14 protein-coding genes and 1 tRNA gene are annotated in these 18448 nt (G+C 71.3%); 11 read left to right on the forward strand and 4 right to left on the reverse strand.

Features of this window, described 5'->3' with window-relative positions:
• The 4 genes from ACLQ25_RS27205 to ACLQ25_RS27220 form a co-directional block, all read left to right on the forward strand.
• On the forward strand, positions 1-207 hold a 207-nt coding region (locus ACLQ25_RS27205; protein ID WP_425733621.1), incomplete at its 5' end, for a hypothetical protein.
• The gene (locus ACLQ25_RS27210; RefSeq protein ID WP_425733622.1) at positions 204-1163 is read left to right on the forward strand and encodes a DNA polymerase domain-containing protein; all 960 of its coding nucleotides are present in this window, start codon (positions 204-206) and stop codon (positions 1161-1163) included. The genes ACLQ25_RS27205 and ACLQ25_RS27210, both read left to right, overlap by 4 nt.
• 103 nt (positions 1164-1266) lie before the next feature.
• Positions 1267-1716, forward strand: coding sequence for a helix-turn-helix transcriptional regulator (locus ACLQ25_RS27215; protein WP_355052836.1), 450 nt, complete (start codon positions 1267-1269; stop codon positions 1714-1716).
• Positions 1717-1750: 34 nt separating this feature from the next.
• Complete coding sequence (locus ACLQ25_RS27220) at positions 1751-4132, forward strand: ATP-binding cassette domain-containing protein (RefSeq protein WP_425733623.1); 2382 nt, start codon at positions 1751-1753, stop codon at positions 4130-4132.
• Between the two features lie 292 nt (positions 4133-4424).
• Here the strand turns inward: ACLQ25_RS27220 and ACLQ25_RS27225 are convergent.
• The 4 genes from ACLQ25_RS27225 to ACLQ25_RS27240 all read right to left on the reverse strand — a co-directional run bounded on the left by ACLQ25_RS27225 (position 4425) and on the right by ACLQ25_RS27240 (position 7090).
• Positions 4425-4496: transfer RNA gene (locus tag ACLQ25_RS27225), tRNA-Arg, on the reverse strand.
• Positions 4497-4588: 92 nt separating this feature from the next.
• Positions 4589-5281: a winged helix-turn-helix domain-containing protein gene (locus tag ACLQ25_RS27230; protein ID WP_425733624.1), complete on the reverse strand. Its 693-nt coding sequence runs from the start codon at positions 5279-5281 to the stop codon at positions 4589-4591.
• A gap of 319 nt (positions 5282-5600) precedes the next feature.
• Positions 5601-6269 carry a DUF305 domain-containing protein gene (locus ACLQ25_RS27235; protein ID WP_425733625.1) on the reverse strand — a complete coding sequence of 223 codons (669 nt, stop codon included), beginning with the start codon at positions 6267-6269 and terminating at the stop codon, positions 5601-5603.
• Between the two features lie 8 nt (positions 6270-6277).
• Positions 6278-7090 (reverse strand): DUF3105 domain-containing protein, encoded by an 813-nt coding sequence (locus ACLQ25_RS27240; protein WP_425733626.1) that lies wholly within the window; start codon positions 7088-7090, stop codon positions 6278-6280.
• Between the two features lie 98 nt (positions 7091-7188).
• Here ACLQ25_RS27240 and argS point away from each other — a divergent pair, with 98 nt between their 5' ends.
• The 7 genes from argS to ACLQ25_RS27275 all read left to right on the forward strand — a co-directional run bounded on the left by argS (position 7189) and on the right by ACLQ25_RS27275 (position 18426).
• Positions 7189-8856 carry an arginine--tRNA ligase gene (gene argS / locus ACLQ25_RS27245; protein ID WP_425733627.1) on the forward strand — a complete coding sequence of 556 codons (1668 nt, stop codon included), beginning with the start codon at positions 7189-7191 and terminating at the stop codon, positions 8854-8856.
• Positions 8857-8916: 60 nt separating this feature from the next.
• The gene (gene lysA / locus ACLQ25_RS27250) at positions 8917-10302 is read left to right on the forward strand and encodes a diaminopimelate decarboxylase (RefSeq protein WP_425733628.1); all 1386 of its coding nucleotides are present in this window, start codon (positions 8917-8919) and stop codon (positions 10300-10302) included.
• Positions 10303-10310: 8 nt separating this feature from the next.
• Positions 10311-11621, forward strand: a complete 1311-nt coding sequence (locus ACLQ25_RS27255) for a homoserine dehydrogenase (RefSeq protein ID WP_425733640.1) — start codon at positions 10311-10313, stop codon at positions 11619-11621.
• Between the two features lie 132 nt (positions 11622-11753).
• Positions 11754-12803: a threonine synthase gene (gene thrC / locus ACLQ25_RS27260; protein ID WP_357398825.1), complete on the forward strand. Its 1050-nt coding sequence runs from the start codon at positions 11754-11756 to the stop codon at positions 12801-12803.
• A gap of 118 nt (positions 12804-12921) precedes the next feature.
• Positions 12922-16203, forward strand: a complete 3282-nt coding sequence (locus ACLQ25_RS27265; protein ID WP_425733629.1) for an efflux RND transporter permease subunit — start codon at positions 12922-12924, stop codon at positions 16201-16203.
• Between the two features lie 151 nt (positions 16204-16354).
• Entirely contained in the window at positions 16355-17170 is an 816-nt protein-coding gene (locus tag ACLQ25_RS27270; RefSeq protein ID WP_425733630.1) for a polysaccharide deacetylase family protein, read from the forward strand.
• An 11-nt stretch (positions 17171-17181) separates the two neighbouring features.
• Positions 17182-18426, forward strand: a complete 1245-nt coding sequence (locus tag ACLQ25_RS27275; RefSeq protein WP_425733631.1) for an MFS transporter — start codon at positions 17182-17184, stop codon at positions 18424-18426.
• Positions 18427-18448 lie beyond the last annotated feature (22 nt).

An 18448-nucleotide genomic window follows, 5' to 3' on the forward strand; every position in this document is an offset into this window, starting at 1 on the left:
GGCGGACCGGTCGACGACGGCGGACCGGTCGACGACGGCGGACCGGTCGACGACGGCGGACCGGTCGACGACGGCGGACCGGTCGACGACGGCGGGTCGCTCGACGACGACGCCCGGCCCGACGACGGCGGCCGTGGCGATCGTTCGGGGTCGAAGCGCCGCGTCCGGTTGACCGACGACGCCGAGGCCGCGAGGGTGATCGGGTGAGTGAGGCTGACGAGACCCGCGACGGCGTGGCCCTGACCAACCTGGACCAGCCGCTGTCCGACCGTGACGACGCGACCAAGCGCGACCTCGTCGACTACCTCGACGCGGTCCGGGAGCCGATCATCAGGCAACTCCGGGACCGGCCGCTGTCGGTGATCCGGGTTCGCCCCGGCCAGCCGCCGTTCATGCAGAAGAACCTGCCCCGCTACACCCCGGACTGGGTACGCCGGACGCCGGTCTGGGCCGAGGCGTCGCACCGGGAGATCTCGTACGCCCTCTGCGACGACCGGCGGACCCTGCTCTGGTTCGCGAACCAGCGCGCGGTCGAGTACCACCCGACCCTGGCCACGGTTGCCGACCTGCACCGACCGACCCACCTGGTGCTCGACCTGGACCCGCCCGAGGGCGACGGGTTCCGGGCGGCGGTCGACGCGGCCCTGCTGGTTCGCCAGGCGCTCGCCGACGCCGGCCTGGTCGGAGCGGTCAAGACCAGCGGCGCCAAGGGCGTGCACGTCTTCGTCCCGGTCGCGGGCGACGCCACCGCCGAGGAACTGGCGGCCGCCACCAGGGCGCTCGCCGTCCGCGCCGAACGGCTCGACCCGGCGCTCGCCACCACGGCGTACATCCGCGAGGACCGGGGCGGGAAGGTGTTCGTGGACGCCACCCGCTCCGGCGTGGCGACGGTCGTCGCCGCGTACAGCCCGCGACTACGGCCTGGGATGCCGGTCTCCTTCCCGGTTGACTGGGCCGACCTGACCGAGGTGTCCCCGGCGGACTTCACCATCCGGACGGTCCCGGCGCTGCTCGCCGGGACCGACCCGTGGGTCGCGCTACTGCCGGAACCCCAGCAGATCCCCGCCGACCTGGTCACCGAGGGCCGCGCCATCCCGGTTGCCCGCGTCCAGGCCATGCACGAGGGCAAGCGCCGGGCCCGCGCCCGCCGCGAAACCACCTGACGGTACGCCCCGACGACCGCCCCACCCACCGCCGCGCGGCTCGGGTCCGGCTCGGCCGTCCGGTGGTCCTGTCTTGTCGGGGTTCTGTGGCACGATTTTCCGGGTGACCAGCCGATCCACGGAGAGCCAGCGCCTTAGCGACCTCGCGCGGCTGCGTCGCGTCCGCGACCGCATCGACCGGGAGTACGCGCAGCCGCTGGACGTCGAGGCGCTCGCCCGGGGCGTCCACATGTCGGCCGGGCACCTCAGCCGGGAGTTCCGGCTCGCCTACGGCGAGTCCCCGTACAGCTATCTCATGACCCGGCGCGTGGAGCGCGCCATGGCCCTGCTGCGTCGTGGCGACCTGAGCGTCACCGATGTATGTTTCGCGGTCGGCTGCTCGTCGCTCGGCACCTTCAGCACCCGCTTCACCGAACTGGTCGGTATGCCCCCCAGCACCTACCGCCGGGAGGCGGCGCTGTCGACCGCCGGGCTGCCGTCCTGCACCGCGAAGCAGGTCACCAGACCCATCAGGAATCGAGAAGCGCAGGTCACGCGGCCACCTCTAGCGTGACCGGGGCCCGCCCACCCGAGCAGATGGAGAGACGATGAGCAAGGCCACGGACTCGCCCGCGGCGCACGTCGCGGACCGCCACGACCTGATCCGGGTACAGGGCGCTCGCGTCAACAACCTCAAGGACGTCACGGTCGAGCTGCCGAAGCGTCGCCTCACGGTGTTCACCGGTGTCTCCGGCTCGGGCAAGAGCTCGCTGGTGTTCGGCACCATCGCCGCCGAGTCGCAGCGGATGATCAACGAGACCTACAGCGCCTTCCTCCAGGGCTTCATGCCGACGCTGACCCGGCCCGAGGTCGACGTGCTGGCCGGGCTCACCACCGCGATCATCGTCGACCAGGAGCGGATGGGGGCCAACGCCCGTTCCACCGTCGGCACCGCCACCGACGCCAACGCGATGCTGCGCATCCTGTTCAGCCGGCTCGGGCAGCCGCACATCGGCTCGCCGAACGCCTTCTCCTTCAACGTCCCGTCGGTCCGGGCCAGCGGTGCGATCACCGTGGAACGCGGCGCGGGCAAGACGAAGACCGAGAAGGCGACCTTCAACCGCCTGGGCGGCATGTGCCCGCGCTGCGAGGGGATGGGCGCGGTCACCGACTTCGACCTTTCCGCGCTGTACGACGACAGCAAGTCGCTCAACGAGGGCGCGATCACGATCCCCGGTTACAGCATGGAGGGCTGGTACGGCCGGATCTTCCGGGGCTGCGGCTACTTCGACCCGGATAAGCCCGTCAGCAAGTACACGAAGCGGGAGCTGCAGGACCTGCTCCACCGGGAACCGACCAAGATCAAGGTTGAGGGCATCAACCTGACGTACTCGGGCCTGATCCCGCAGATTCAGAAGTCGTTCCTCTCCAAGGACATCGACACGTTGCAGCCGCACATCCGTGCCTTCGTGGACCGGGCGGTCACGTTCACGACCTGCCCCGACTGCGACGGCACCCGGCTCAGCGCCGAGGCCCGCTCGTCGAAGATCGCGGGCAGGAACATCGCCGACGTCTGCGCCATGCAGATCAGCGACCTCGCGGCCTGGGTCCGGGGCATCCAGGAGCCATCGGTCGCGCCGCTGCTCAGCGGGTTGCAACACCTCCTCGACTCCTTCGAGGAGATCGGGCTCGGCTACCTGTCGCTCGACCGGCCGTCCGGCACGCTCTCCGGTGGCGAGGCGCAGCGCACCAAGATGATCCGTCACCTCGGGTCGTCGCTCACCGACGTCACGTACGTCTTCGACGAACCCACGATCGGGCTGCACCCGCACGACATCGCCCGCATGAACGGCCTGCTGCTGAGACTGCGCGACAAGGGCAACACCGTCCTGGTCGTGGAGCACAAGCCGGAGGCAATCGCCATCGCCGACCACGTCGTCGACCTCGGTCCGGGCGCCGGCACCGGCGGTGGTGAGGTGGTGTTCGAGGGCACCGTCGAGGGGCTGCGCGCCAGCGACACCCTGACCGGGCGGCACCTGGACGACCGGGCCGCGCTGAAGTCGTCGGTGCGTACACCGTCCGGCACGCTCGCCGTGCGGGGCGCGAACACCCACAACCTGCGGGACGTCGACGTCGACATTCCGCTCGGCGTGCTCGTGGTGGTGACCGGCGTGGCCGGTTCGGGCAAGAGCTCGCTCATCCACGGTTCGGTGTCCAGCACCGACGGCGTGGTGTCGGTCGACCAGAGCGCCATCCGCGGCTCCCGACGGAGCAACCCCGCGACGTACACGGGTCTGCTCGAGCCGATCCGCAAGGCGTTCGCCAAGGCCAACGGTGTGAAGCCCGCGCTGTTCAGCGCCAACTCCGAGGGCGCCTGCCCCGGCTGTAACGGCGCCGGCGTCATCTACACCGACCTGGGGATGATGGCCGGCGTCGCCGCCACCTGCGAGGAGTGCGAGGGGCGGCGTTTCCAGGCGTCCGTACTGGAGTACCGGTTCGGCGGCCGCGACATCAGCGAGGTGCTCGCCATGTCGGTGACCGAGGCGGAGGCGTTCTTCGGCACGGGCGAGGCGCGTACGCCGGCCGCGCACGCCATCCTCAACCGGCTCGTCGACGTCGGGCTCGGCTACCTCAGCCTCGGCCAGCCGCTGACCACCCTGTCCGGCGGCGAGCGGCAGCGGCTCAAGCTGGCCACCCGGATGGCCGAGAAGGGCGGCATCTACGTCCTCGACGAGCCGACCACCGGCCTGCACCTCGCCGACGTGGAGCAACTGCTCGGCCTGCTGGACCGGCTCGTCGACTCCGGCACGTCGGTGATCGTCGTCGAGCACCACCAGGCCGTTATGGCGCACGCCGACTGGATCATCGACCTCGGCCCGGGCGCCGGCCACGACGGCGGCCGGATCGTCTTCGAAGGCACCCCGGCAGACCTGGTAACGGCCCGCAGCACCCTAACCGGAGAACACCTGGCGGAGTACGTAGGCCGCTGAGCCTGTGCTGCTCCCGAGGGCTGCCGAGGGCTGCGGCGCTCCGCGATCTTGCACTTTCGGTGGCAACAAAAGGCGCATCCCGCCCAAAACGACAACCGAAACTGCAAGATCGCGGAGCTGAGGGGTGCGGGGCCGGGGCGTGAGGTCCGGGGTTCGGCCCCGCGACAGGCTCGCCGCGCGCGTTCGACGCGAGCCGGCGCCGGGAGCGTGGGGTCCGGGGCTCGGCCCCGGGACAGAAATGACAAGCGCCCCAGGTCCGCGCTTCTCAGCGGACATGGAGCGCCAAAGCTTGTGCCCCCGGCAGGATTCGAACCTGCGCCACCGCCTCCGGAGGGCGGTGCTCTATCCCCTGAGCTACGGGGGCTCAGCGACTGGTGAAGACTAGCAAACCTCGTCCGCGTACGCCGAATCGGTATCGGGTGGGCCGATCGTGTCGGCGACCGGCCCACCCGTTACTCAGGCCGCGACCGCCCGTCCGCAACTGGGCAGCGGGTGCAGGACGATCCGCCGGGGCAGCCGGCGCGGCCACTCGTTGCGGGGCCAGGACCCGTCCACGATCAGGTGTACGGTGCGCTGTTCCTCGCCACTGAGTCGCAGTACGAAGTCGCGGGGGAGCGGCGGGTCGACCGTCGGCGTCGTGATCATGAAGCGCACCCGTCCCCGGGACGACACGGCGGAGATCACGTCGGCGGCCGGCATCGTGCCGCGCAGCCGTATCCGCCCGATCCAGTAGACCTCGGCGAGGTGCTCCTGGGCCGTCCGGGTGATCGCCGGGTACTCGCTGCGTACCCACCGTTCGACCGCGCTGACGCAGAGCCCGCAGGCACGCTCGCGCGGCTCGCGCGGACCCAACCCCCAGGCTCGCAGGTACGCCCCGACGGCGCCCACGTCCAGCGGAAGGTCGAACCTGCGCTGGATGAGCGTGGTGAGGCTCTGTCGTGTCCACAGCTCCTCGTCCAGGCCGAACTCGTCGGGGTGGACGCCCCGGAGTGTGTCGATCAGTTCGAGTTCCTGCTCGCGGCTGAGCATTCCCGGCTCGCCCTGCCGCTGTCCGCGACGGACGGCTGCCACCGCCCCGTCACCGCCGATGGTGTGGCGTCGGCACCAACTGGTGACCGAGCGCCGTGCGTCTCTGAGTGCAACCCCCACGTCTTGGGCAACGAGCCCGAATCACAACTGGTCACGATATGTGCGGAGAAAACTCTCTAAGCAACGTAATCGCCCGTCCAGCACCAAACGCCCATAAGGGACGAACCGCCACGTATGGGTGGACTTCGGGAGGTGATCGACTCGGGTTCTTCGAAGCCGGGGTGTCCAGTCCGCGCTGATAGCCCACTTTCCAGGAAGCCGAGTCGATCATTGAGATCGCGCCCGCCGCGACCCGCCCGGGTGGCGGCCGGATACGGGACGGGCCCGCGTCCCGCCTCGGTGCGGCGGTGACGCGGGCCCGGTGCGCCCGTGGAGTGGATCAGCCCTTGGCCTGCGCCTGGAGCTGCCGGAGGTTGTTCAGCTCGGACTGCTGGGTGGACTTCATGGTCTCGGCCACGCGTACGACCTCGGCGTTGTCGGTCTCGGCGAGCGCCGCGTCGATCATGTGGATCCCGCCCAGGTGGTGGTTGTACATGAGGGTCAGGAACTGCCGGTCGACCTCGATGCCCTTGGTGTCGCGCAGGGCGGCCATCTGCTGCGGCGTGGCCATGCCCGGCATCAGCCCGTCCTTGACGGTCGCGCCGTCGGACATCCACGACATCGGCGGCTGCGAGCCGGTCGGGCTCAGCCCCCACTCGCGCAGCCAGGTTTGCATGGCGCCGATCTCACCCTGCTGGCCGGTGGCGATGTCGACGGCGATCTGGCGGACCTCGGGCAGCGTCGCCGACCGGTACGCGATCAGGCTCATCTCCACGGCCTGGGTGTGGTGGGTCGTCATGTCCCGCGCGAAGCCCGCCTCGACCGAGGCGTCACCGGGGCGGGTGAGCCGGGGGGTGAGCAGACCGCCGGCGTACCCGAGCAACAGCCCCACCACCAGCAGGGCGGTAAGCGCGAGCAGCCCGTAGCGCCGTGCCGGCGCCCGGCCGTCCTCGTCCGGGACGGCCTCGGTCTCGTCGTACTCGCTGTCGGTGGTGGTGGGGGCTGTCATCGAGGTCCTTACTGGGTGGGCGGCTGCTGCTGGAGCTCACGCGGGGTGGTGCCGGTGGCGGTGACGCCCTGGTTGCAGAGCGCCGTGGGGCCCTCGACCGAGGCGTTCACCCGCAGGTCCTTGATGAAGTCGTCGATCCGCTTGTCGTCGGCGTTGTCGACCTTGAGCTGGTAGCCCCACGCCTGGAGCGAGATCGGCTTGTCCAGGCCCTCGTACGGGCTCATCAGCATCTTCTCGACGCCGCGCACCTTGCCGGCGAGCTTGTCGACCTGGTCCTTGGGCAGGTCCGGGCGGTACGTGATCCACACCGCGCCGTGCTCGAGGCTGTGCACGGCGTGCTCGCTGGCGATCGGGGCGTCGTACACGTCGCCCATGCAGTTCTGCCAGGCCGCGTTGTGCACGCCACCCACCGGGGGCGAGTACTTGTAGGTCAGCGGGCCGGCCTTGTGCGACTCGTACTCGAGGCTCGCCTTGTCGGTCTTGCGGATGTTGACGATGCCGTCGATGGCGTTGGCCCGCTTGTCCCACGGCTTCGAGCCCTGGACCGCCGCCCAGGCGCCGTACCCGATGATGCCGGCCGCGAGCACGCCCACGGCGACGAAGAGCGCGATCGGGCCCCAGGCGCGGCCCTGGCTCACCTTGACCGGTGCGACCGGCTTGCGCGGGCCCTTGCCACCTGCCCGCGGGGTGCCTCCCGGCTTGCCCGCCGGTTTGCCCGTACCGGCCTTGTCGCCAGGCGCCGGCCGGCCTGCGGCCGGCTTCTTGCCGGTGCTGACCACGGTCGGGCGGCGCTCTGGGCCACCCGGGGTGCTGATGCTCATCGTGCCTCGTCAAGTCGGTCGGTCAGGGGAGATGGCGGGCCGGTTGACGCGCAGGGTAGCCGCCGAGTGCCCGAGTCTACCCCCGATAACATGGTTGGGTGACTCCTGCAGAACTCGCCTCGGTCGTCCTCACCGCCGCCCACGCCGTCTTCACCGACCGTGGCCTGGATCACGCCGCGCTGCCCGAGCGCACGGTGGTGGAGCGACCGCGCAACCCCGAGCACGGCGACTACGCCTCCACGCTCGCTCTGCAGTTGAGCAAGAAGGTGGGCGTCCCGCCGCGTGAGCTGGCCAGCGCCCTCGCCGACGAGCTGGGTCGGGCGCCCGGGATCAAGTCGGTGGAGATCGCCGGGCCGGGCTTCCTCAACATCCGGCTGGACGCCGCCGCCGCCGGTCAGCTCGCCCGGGTGATCGTCGAGGCCGGCGCGGAGTACGGCCGCAGCGACCGGCTCACGGGCGAGAAGATCAACCTGGAGTTCGTGTCGGCCAACCCCACCGGCCCCGTGCACATCGGCGGCGTCCGCTGGGCGGCCGTCGGCGACGCGCTGAGCCGACTGCTGCGGGCCACCGGCGCCCACGTCGGCACGGAGTACTACTTCAACGACGCCGGTTCGCAGATCGACCGCTTCGCCCGGTCACTGCTGGCCGCCGCGAAGGGCGAGGCCGTGCCGGAGGACGGCTACGGCGGCGCGTACATCGCGGAGATCGCCACCGAGGTGCAGGCCCGCCGGCCCGACGTGCTCGGCCTGGACGACGCCGCCGCCCAGGAGGTGTTCCGCGTCGAGGGCGTCGCGCTGATGTTCGACGAGATCCGCTCGTCGCTGCGGGACTTCGGCGTGGAGTTCGACACCTACTTCAACGAGAAGGACCTGCACGACCGGGGCGAGCTGGACCTCGCCCTGGCGCGGCTGCGCGAGCAGGGGCACCTGTACGAGTCCGAGGGCGCGACCTGGCTGCGGACCACCGACTTCGGTGACGACAAGGACCGGGTGCTGCGCAAGTCCAACGGCGAGTGGACGTACTTCGCCGCGGACTGCGCCTACTACCTGGACAAGCGCGAGCGCGGCTTCGAGCGGGTCGTGATCATGCTGGGCGCAGACCACCACGGCTACATCGGCCGGATGAAGGCGATGTCCGCCTGCTTCGGCGACGACCCGGAGCGCAACCTGGAGATCCTCATCGGGCAGCTGGTCAACCTGCTGCGCGACGGTGCCCCGATGCGGATGAGCAAGCGGGCCGGCACGGTGATCACCCTGGAGGACCTGGTCGAGGCGATCGGCGTGGACGCCTCCCGGTACGCGCTGGCCCGCTACTCCAGCGACTCCCCGATCGACATCGACATCGAGTTGTGGACGCGGGCGACCCGCGACAACCCGGTCTACTACGTGCAGTACGTGGCCGCCCGGACGGCGGGCGTGGCCCGCAACGCCGCCGAGGTGGGCCTGGTTCCGGGCGACGCCGACGCGTTCCGCCCCGAGCTGCTCGAGCACGAGAAGGAGAACGAGCTGCTCAAGGCGCTCGCCGAGTTCCCGGCGGTGGTGGCCACGGCCGCCGAGCTGCGCGAGCCGCACCGGGTGGCCCGCTACCTGGAGGAGAGCGTCGCCGCCTCCTACCACCGGTTCTACGACAACTGCCGGGTGCTGCCGTTGGGCGACGAGGAGGTCACCGACCTGCACCGGGCCCGGCTCTGGCTCAACAACGCCACCCGCACGGTGATCGCCAACGGCCTGCACCTGCTCGGCGTCTCCGCCCCCGAGAGGATGTGATCGCGTGCGAGCGCGAGGAGTGATCTTGCGAGCCCCGCAGTCGCGAAGCGGAGACAAGTGATGCGGGCTCACGAGGCCGGTGCGCTGCACGCCGACATCAGCAACCAGGGGCCGGCCTGGCTGCGTACCCCGGTCGACGTCAACGCCCTCGTGCCGGCGCTGTGGCCGCGAAGCGTGACGCGCGACGCGGACGGCGCGGTCGCCGTCGCGGGCCTGAGCGTCCGCGACATCGCGGCCGAGTTCGGCACCCCGGTGTACGTCCTCGACGAGGCCGACCTGCGCTCGCGCTGCCGCGACTTCCGGGCGGCCTTCCCGTCCGAGGACGTCTACTACGCGGGCAAGGCGTTCCTCTGCCGGGCGGTGGTCCGGATGATCGCCGAGGAGGGCCTGCACCTGGACGTCTGCACCGGCGGTGAGCTGGCCACCGCGCTGTCGGCCGGGATGCCCCCGGAGCGCATCGGCTTCCACGGCAACAACAAGTCGGTGGCCGAGCTGGGCCGGGCGCTCGACGCCGGGGTGGGCCGGATCATCGTCGACTCGTTCACCGAGATCGACCGGCTGACCGCGCTGGCCCGCGAGCGCGGGGTCCGGCCCCGGGTGCTGGTCCGGGTGACGGTCGGCGTCGAGGCGCACACCCACGAGTTCATCGCGACCGCCCACGAGGACCAGAAGTTCGGCTTCTCCCTGGCCGGGGGAGCGGCGGCCAACGCCGCGTTCAAGATCCTCGACGAGGACGTGCTGGAGCTGCGCGGTCTGCACTCGCACATCGGGTCGCAGATCTTCGACGCCAGCGGCTTCGAGGTGTCCGCCCGTCGGGTGCTCGCCCTCCAGGCGCAGATCCGCGACGCCCGGGGGGTGGAGCTCCCCGAGCTGGACCTGGGCGGCGGCTTCGGCATCGCGTACACCACCCAGGACGACCCGGCGACCCCGCAGGACCTGGCCAAGCGGCTGCGCAAGATCGTCGACTCGGAGTGCGCGGCGGAGAACCTGGCCGTTCCCCACCTGTCGATCGAGCCGGGCCGGGCCATCGTCGGGCCGGCCGTGTTCACCCTCTACGAGGTCGGCACGGTCAAGGACCTCGACGGCCTCCGGAGGTACGTGAGCGTGGACGGCGGGATGAGCGACAACATCCGTACCGCGCTCTACGACGCCTCGTACTCGGCGACCCTGGCCTCGCGCGCCTCGGACGCGGCCCCGTTGCTCGCCCGCGTGGTGGGAAAGCACTGTGAGTCCGGGGACATCGTGGTGAAGGATGAATTCCTGCCCGCCGACGTGCAGCCCGGAGATCTTGTCGCGGTGCCCGGCACCGGCGCGTACTGCCGAAGCATGGCCAGCAACTACAACCATGTGCCCCGGCCGCCGGTCGTCGCGGTACGTGACGGCCAGGCACGCCTGATCGTCCGGCGGGAGACCGAAGAGGACCTGCTGGCATTGGATGTGGGATGACGTCACCTGTGCGCTTGGCTCTGCTCGGCTGCGGCACGGTCGGCCAGGAGGTGGTCCGGCTGCTGCACGAGCAGTCGGCCGACCTGGCCGCCCGCATCGGCGCTCCACTGGAGATCGCCGGCGTCGCCGTCCGCCGACTCGGCCGTGACCGCGGTGATCTGCCGATCGACGAGAGCCTGTTCACCACCGACGCGCTCGGGCTGATCAAGCGCGACGACGTGGACGTGGTCATCGAGGTGGTCGGCGGGATCGAGCCGGCCCGGACCTGGCTGGTCGAGGCGCTGCGCGCCGGCAAGAGCGTGGTCACCGCCAACAAGGCGCTGCTCGCCGAGGACGGCGTGGCGCTGCACGAGGCGGCCGCCGAGGGCGGCGGGGACCTCTACTACGAGGCGTCCGTGGCCGGCGCGATCCCGTTGCTGCGCCCGCTGCGCGAGTCGCTGCACGGCGACCGGATCAACCGGGTCACCGGCATCGTCAACGGCACCACCAACTTCATCCTGTCCGCGATGGACGCCACCGGCGCCGGCTTCGCCGAGGCCTTGGAAGAGGCCACCGAGCTGGGGTACGCCGAGGCCGACCCCACCGCCGACGTGGAGGGCTTCGACGCCGCCGCCAAGGCCGCGATCCTCGCCTCGCTGGCGTTCCACACCCGGGTCGGCGCCGCCGACGTGCACCGCGAGGGCATCACCGAGGTGACCGCCGCGGACATGGCCAGCGCCCAGGCGATGGGCTGCACGATCAAGCTGCTCTGCATCGCGGCCCGGGGCGTCGACGCGGCCGGTCAGGAGACGGTCAGCGTCCGGGTACACCCGGCGATGATCCCGCGTAGCCACCCGCTGGCCAGCGTCGGCGACGCGTTCAACGCGGTCTTCGTCGAGGCGGACGCGGCCGGTCAGCTCATGTTCTACGGCCGGGGCGCGGGCGGCGCGCCGACCGCCAGCGCGGTGCTCGGCGACGTGGTGGCGGTGTCCCGCAACCGGCTCGCCGGTGTCCGCGCGGCCAGCGAGAGCGCGTACGCCGACCTGTCGGTGCGGCCGATGGGCGAGGCGCTGACCCGCTACCACGTGAGCCTGGACGTGGCGGACCGCTCGGGTGTGCTGGCCGCCGTGGCGAGCGTGTTCGCCCGGCACGACGTGTCGATCGCGACCGTGCGCCAGGGCTCGGCCGGTGGCGCTCCCGGCCGCGACGGCGATGCCGAGCTGGTCATCGTCACCCACGTGGCACCGGACGCCGCGCTCGCCGCGACCGTCGACGAGCTGCGCGGTCTCGACATCGTCCGGTCGGTGACGAGCGTGCTGCGGGTCGAGGGTGGCGCCTGACTCGTTGGACCATCGGGGGCGCGGGTGTCCCGCCAGGTGGGTAACCCGGGGTGTGCCATCGATGGCTGCGGCAGGGTGGTCCAGGGTGACCTGGTGCTCGGGTCGGAGCTGCGGTAAAGCGAGGAGATTGACATGTGGCGGGGTCTGATCGAGGCGTACCGGGATCGGCTGCCCGTCACCGCGGCCACGCCGGTCGTCACGTTGCACGAGGGGAACACCCCGCTGTTGCCGGCGCCGGTGCTCTCGGCCCGGCTGGGTTGTGACGTCTACCTGAAGGTGGAGGGGGCCAATCCGACCGGCTCCTTCAAGGACCGGGGGATGACCCTCGCCGTGTCGAAGGCGGTCGAGGCCGGCAACAAGGCGATCATCTGCGCCTCCACCGGCAACACCAGCGCCTCCGCCGCGGCGTACGCGGCCCGGGCCGGGCTGACCTGCGCGGTGCTGGTGCCGCAGGGCAAGATCGCGCTGGGCAAGCTGGCCCAGGCGCTGGTGCACGGGGCGAAGCTGCTCCAGGTCAGCGGCAACTTCGACGACTGCCTGGCGCTCGCCGCCAAGCTGGCCCAGGACCACCCGGTCGCGCTGGTCAACTCGGTCAACATCGACCGCCTGCACGGGCAGAAGACGGCCGCGTTCGAGATCGTCGAGGCGCTCGGCGACGCGCCCGACATCCACTGCCTGCCGGTCGGCAACGCCGGCAACATCTCCGCGTACTGGATGGGGTATTCGGAGGAGCAGGCCGCCGGCGTCACCACCCGCGCGCCCAAGATGTACGGCTTCCAGGCGTCCGGCGCGGCGCCGATCGTGACCGGCCAGGTGGTGCCGGAGCCGTCCACCATCGCCACCGCGATCCGGATCGGCAACCCGGCGAGCTGGACCAAGGCGCTCGACGCCCGGGAAGCCTCCGGCGGCCTCATCGCGGCGGTGACCGACCGGGAGATCCTGTCGGCGTACCGGCTGCTCGCCCGTGAGGTGGGCGTGTTCGTCGAGCTCGGCAGCGCGGCCAGCGTGGCCGGCCTGCTCCAGCAGGCCGCGGCGGGCGCGGTGCCGGCCGGTTCGACGGTGGTCTGCACGGTGACCGGTCACGGCCTGAAGGACCCGGAGTGGGCGATCTCCACCGCGCCCGCCCCGCTGACCATCGGCAACGATCCGTTGGCCGCGGCCCGCGCCCTCGACCTGGCCTGAGAGCGTCGCCGCCGCCGGCGGTGGGCCGCCCCCGGGGGCGGCGGGGGTTCCGGTGATCGAGTCCGGCACACTTTCACGTATCCCCGCCCGCATTCTCTTTCAGGAGTGAGCCAGGCCGATGTCGCTGCTCGCCAGATTCAGCCTCGCCAACCGAGGGCTGGTCGCCCTCATCGCGGTGGTGACCACGGCGTTCGGAGCGTTCGCCGTGCCGTCGCTGAAGCAGCAACTGCTGCCGTCGCTCGAGTTCCCGGCCGCGTTCATCGTGGCCGCCTACCCCGGCGCCGGACCCGAGATCGTCGAGTCGCAGGTGACCGAGCCGATCGAGAACGCCCTGCAGGGCATTCCGGGGCTGGACAAGGTCACCTCCACGTCCCGCGAGGGTTCGGCCACGGTCCAGGTCGAGTACGAGTTCGGCACCGACCTGGACGACGTGGTCAACAAGATGCAGACCGCGCTGAGCCGGATCGACGCCCAGTTGCCGGACAGCGTCGACCCGCAGGTCATCGCGGGCAGCACCGACGACCTGCCGGCGGTGGTGCTGGCCGCGGCCGGCGGCGCGGACGAGCGGGCGCTCGCTGAGAAGCTGCGCGCGACGGTGGTGCCGGAGCTGGAGGGCATCGAGGGCGTTCGTACGGTCGAGGTGACCGGCACCCGCGACGACGTCGTGGTGATCACCCCGGACCCGGCGAAGCTGGCTGCGGCGAAGCTCGCGCCGACCGCGATCGGCGCCGCCCTGAAGACCAACGGCGTCTCCATCCCGGCCGGCGCGGTGACCTCGGGGGGTCTGGCCCTGCCCGTGCAGGTTGGAACGCCGGTCGCCACCATGGACGACCTGCGCGGCATCGTCGTCGCGCCCGGCGCGTCGCCGGTGCGCCTCGGTGACGTGGCGACGGTCGAGCAGCAGCTGGCCCCGGCCACCGCGATCACCCGGACCAACGGCAAGGACAGCCTCGGTATCGCCGTCACCGCCTCGCCGGACGGCAATGCCGTGGCGATCTCCCACGAGATCCGCGACCGGCTGGCCGACCTGAAGAACGCCTCCGGCGCGGACCTGACGGTGGTATTCGACCAGGCGCCGTTCGTGGAGAAGTCGATCGAGTCGTTGACCACCGAGGGCCTGCTGGGCCTGGTGATGGCGGTCATCGTCATCCTGGTCTTCCTGCTGTCGGTGCGCTCGACCGTGGTCACCGCGGTCTCCATCCCGCTCTCCGTGCTGGTGGCGCTGATCGCCCTCTGGATCGGCGACTACTCGCTCAACCTGCTCACCCTCGGCGCGCTGACCATCGCGGTGGGCCGGGTGGTGGACGACTCGATTGTCGTGCTGGAAAACATCAAACGCCATTTGGAGTACGGCGAGGAGAAGCAGCACGCGATCATCACCGGCGTCCGTGAGGTGGCCGGCGCGGTGACCGCGTCCACCCTCACCACGGTCGCGGTGTTCGCCCCGATCGCGCTGGTCGGCGGGTTCGTGGGGCAGCTCTTCGCGCCGTTCGCGATCACCGTGACGGTGGCCCTGCTCGCCTCGCTGCTGGTCTCGCTGACGGTGATCCCGGTGCTGGCGTACTGGTTCCTCAAGCCGCGTGGCGGCACCGTCGACGACGAGGCGGTGCGTCGTGAGGCGGAGGAGAAGGAGCTGCACAACCCGTTGCAGCGGGCGTACCTGCCGGTGATCGGCTTCGCCACCCGTAAGCGGTCGACCCGCTGGATCACCGTCGGGCTCGGCCTGCTGGTGCTCTTCGCCACCTTCGGGCTGGCGCAGAAGCTGGAGACGAACTTCCTGGACGACTCCGGCCAGGACACGCTCAGCTTCCGGCAGGAGCTGCCGGCGGGCAGCGGTCTGGCCGCCACCGACGCGGCGGCCAAGCAGGTCGAGGCGGTCCTCGGCCGGATCGACGGAGTCGAGACGTACCAGGTGACGGCCGGTGGCGGCGACACGCCGTGGGCGGGCGGCGGCGGTAACAACGTCGCGAGCTGGTCGTTGGCGCTCGGCGGCGACAAGGACGCCAAGCAGGTACGCGAGGAGCTGCGCCGGGAGTTCGACAAGCTCGGCACCAGCGTGGGCGAGGTCAGCTTCGGCGGTGGACAGGACGCGTCGACCAGTCAGCTGGAGGTGATCGTCCAGGCCAGCGACCCGGAGGTGCTGACCCACGCCACCGAGGCGGCCCGTACGGCGATGGACGACGTCCCGGACGTCGAGGACGTCACCACGAGCCTCGCCGCGCGCGTGCCGCGGGTGGACGTGACCGTCGACCGGGTCGCGGCCGGTCGGGTCGGCCTCACCGAGGCCGCCGTGGGTCAGCTCGTGTCGCAGGCGTTCCGTGGCGCTCCGCTGGGTCAGGTGGCGCTCGACGGGCGTCAGCAGGACGTGGTGCTGCGGCTGAGCGCGACCGCTCCGGTGTCGGTGGAGGAGCTGCGCGCCCTTCCGGTCGGGCCGGTGAAGCTTGACGACATCGCGGATGTCACGCAGGCCGAGGGGCCGCAGCAGGTGACCCGGATCGACGGTGAGCGCAGTGTCTCGGTGACCGGCGCGGCGACCGGTTCCAACCTGGGCGCGACCACGAAGGAGCTGCAGAAGCGGCTTGACGGCATCGACGTCCCGGGAGCGACCTTCACCGTCGGTGGAGTCAGCGCCGACCAGTCGGACGCCTTCGGCGACCTGGGCCTGGCGGTGCTGGTCGCCATCGCGATCGTGTTCCTGATCATGGTGGCCACGTTCCGCAGCCTCACCCAGGCGTTGATCCTGCTGATCTCCATCCCGTTCGCGTCCACCGGCGCGATCGGTCTGCTGCTGATCACCGGTACGCCGCTCGGCGTGCCGGCGTTGATCGGTGTGCTGATGCTGGTCGGCATCGTGGTGACCAACGCGATCGTGCTGCTCGACCTGATCAACCAGTACCGGGCGCGGGGCATGGGAGTCCAGGAGGCGGTGGTCGAGGGCGGCCGGCGTCGGCTGCGACCGATCCTGATGACCGCGGTCGCGACGATCTTCGCGCTGCTGCCGATGGCCTTCGGGCTGACCGGCGAGGGCGGCTTCATCTCGCAGCCGCTGGCGGTTGTGGTGATCGGTGGCCTGCTCAGCTCGACGCTGCTGACGCTGGTCCTGGTGCCGACGCTCTACTCGATGGTGGAGCACACCAAGGAGTCGCTGCGGGAGCGGCGTCATCGGCGGCGCTCCGGCGACGCCGTGCCGAGCGGGTCGGAGAACGTCGAGCCGGACGGTCCGAACCAGGTGGCGGTGCCGTCGGGCGCACCGGCGGCGGCGCCGGCCGAGAGCGCGCAGCCCTCGGCGACGCGCCCCGCGCCGTCCGGTGCGCTGGTGGACGGCACGGACCAGTTCGAGGTGCTGCGGCTGCCCCGTAGCCGCAGGTCGCCGCTGCCTCCGTCGGAGCCGACCGAGTAGCCGACCGACATCGCGGGCAGCGCCCCCGGCAGGATTTCCTGTCGGGGGCGCTGCTCTTTGTGCCCAGATCGATCGAATGACCTGACCGCAGCTTTGCGTCACTTCTTGCATACTCCTGGTAGATGTCGGCGGTGACGAGTGGGGCAGGCGGATGACCGAGGGCGCGCGCGGGTGGTCTCGGCGCGACCTGCTGCGCCGAAGCGCCCTGGTGGTGACCGGAGCGGCCGCCGGGGCGGGCGTCACGGACGTCTGGTTGACCCACCGGCGGCTGCCGCTCGCCGGCGGCCCGGCCAGCGCCACCGTCGGCAACGGGGCGCAGGACGTCGGCGCAGGCGTCCTGCCGGTCGTCTGGTCGGGATCGACCACCCAGCGGCTGGTCGCGCTCACCTTCGACGACGGTCCCGCGCCACAGTGGACGCCCATGGTGCTGGACACCCTCGCCCAGCACCGGGTGCCCGCCACGTTCTTCCTGGTCGGCAGCCAGGTCCGTAAGCACGCCGATCTCGTACGCGACCGGCTCGGCGAGCACGAGGTGGGCAATCACAGTTGGGCGCACCGGGACCTCGCCCAGTTGGACGCCGCCGAGGCGTACGACGACCTGAGCCGCACCCACGACGTGATCACCGACGTGACGGGCCGGGCCCCCCGCCTGGTCCGCCCGCCGTACGGTCACCTGGGTGGGGCGGCGCTGCACGCGGCCGCCCGGTTGAACTACCGGCTGGTGCTCTGGTCGTTGCAGATGGTGGAGCGGGAGTTTCCCGACGACCCGGCCGGTCATGCCCGCCGGATCGTGGACGGCGTCCGGCCCGGGACGATCCTGCTCGGGCATGACGTCGGTCAGCGGCGGCGTCTGGTCGCGCTGCGCGGCCTTCCCGACATGATTCGTGGGCTCCGGGGGCGCGGATACACCTTCGTCACCGTCTCGTCGCTGCTGGGAGCGGGTGTAGCCCCCACGCCCACCGGGTAGGGTGCCCGTCCGTGGCGTCCACCCTTTCGGTCCTTACCGGCAATCGGAGCTTCCGCAACCTCTTCCTGGCCGAGCTGGTGGTCTTCGGGGCCGACTGGTTCGTCATGGTGCCGCTGCTGGTGCTGCTGCCCCACCTGACGGGGAGCGGCGTCTGGGGTGCCCTGGTGCTGGCGGTGGACACCGGCATCGTCGCGCTGCTGCTGCCGTACACCGGCACCATCGCCGACCGGTTCGACCGGCGCAAGATCATGATTGTCGCGAACGTGGCCGCGCTGGCCGGTGTGTTGCTGCTGCTCGGTGTCCGTGACCGTGGCACGGCCTGGTTGGCGCTGGTGGCGATCGGGGCCGTCGCGGGCGCCAAGGCGTTCTACTCGCCCGCCGCGCAGGCCGCGCTGCCCAACGTGCTGGAGCCGCACGAGCTGGCCGCCGGCAACGCCGTGGCCGGCTCGGCCTGGGGCACCATGACGGTGGTGGGCGCCTCGCTGGGTGGAGTACTCAGCTCCGCCGCCGGTCCGTACGCCTGCTTCTGGGTGGCGGCGGCGGGGCTGGCGCTGGCCGCGGGCCTCGCCACGCGGATCCGCCGGCCGTTGCAGGTGGCCCGCGACCCGTTGTTGCCGGCGCAGCGGACCTGGCCGGCGGTCCGCGAGGCGCTCGGCTACATCGGGCACCGACCTCGGGTGCTGGCGCTGGTGACGGTCAAGTCGGCGGTCGGCCTGGGCAACGGGGTGCTGACCGTGTTTCCGCTGCTCGCCGGCGTGTACGGGGTTGGTTCGCTGGGCGCGGGTCTGCTCTTCGCGGTACGCGGCGCGGGTGCGTTGGTCGGGCCCATCCTGATGCGTCGGGTGTTGACCAACCGGGCCTGGCTGCTGCCCGGGCTCGCGCTGTCCATGTCGCTCTACGGTCTGTCCTACGTGGGGGTATCCGTCGCGCGCTGGTTCCCGCTGGTGCTGCTGCTGGTGTTCGTGGCGCACTTCGCCGGCGGCAGCAACTGGGTGATGTCGAACTTCGCCCTTCAGGGCGAGGTGCCGGACCGGCTGCGCGGACGCGTGTTCGCCACCGACATGATGCTCGCGACACTGGCCATCTCGGTGAGTCAACTGGCGGTGGCCCTGGTCGTGGACGTGGTGGACGAGCGGGTGGTGCTGGCCGGCTGCGGGCTGGTCACCATCGTGTACGCGGTCGGCTGGCGGATCGCCACCCGTCGTCTCTCGTTGACCGACCCGGCTGCCGAACCGGTCCCCGACCCGGCGACCTGAGATTCGACGGTCCCATGGTGCG

Source organism: Micromonospora sp. DT44, assembly GCF_049841635.1.
GTDB lineage: Bacteria > Actinomycetota > Actinomycetes > Mycobacteriales > Micromonosporaceae > Micromonospora.

What these genes read in the sequence shown, in the direction of transcription:
- ACLQ25_RS27220 (WP_425733623.1), top strand. Translation starts at nt 1,751, where the DNA reads ATGAGCAAGGCCACGGACTCGCCCGCGGCGCACGTCGCGGACCGCCAC.
- thrC (WP_357398825.1), top strand. Translation starts at nt 11,754, where the DNA reads ATGTGGCGGGGTCTGATCGAGGCGTACCGGGATCGGCTGCCCGTCACC.
- ACLQ25_RS27265 (WP_425733629.1), top strand. Translation starts at nt 12,922, where the DNA reads ATGTCGCTGCTCGCCAGATTCAGCCTCGCCAACCGAGGGCTGGTCGCC.
- ACLQ25_RS27270 (WP_425733630.1), top strand. Translation starts at nt 16,355, where the DNA reads ATGACCGAGGGCGCGCGCGGGTGGTCTCGGCGCGACCTGCTGCGCCGA.
- ACLQ25_RS27240 (WP_425733626.1), bottom strand. Translation starts at nt 7,090, where the DNA reads ATGAGCATCAGCACCCCGGGTGGCCCAGAGCGCCGCCCGACCGTGGTC.
- lysA (WP_425733628.1), top strand. Translation starts at nt 8,917, where the DNA reads ATGCGGGCTCACGAGGCCGGTGCGCTGCACGCCGACATCAGCAACCAG.
- ACLQ25_RS27235 (WP_425733625.1), bottom strand. Translation starts at nt 6,269, where the DNA reads ATGACAGCCCCCACCACCACCGACAGCGAGTACGACGAGACCGAGGCC.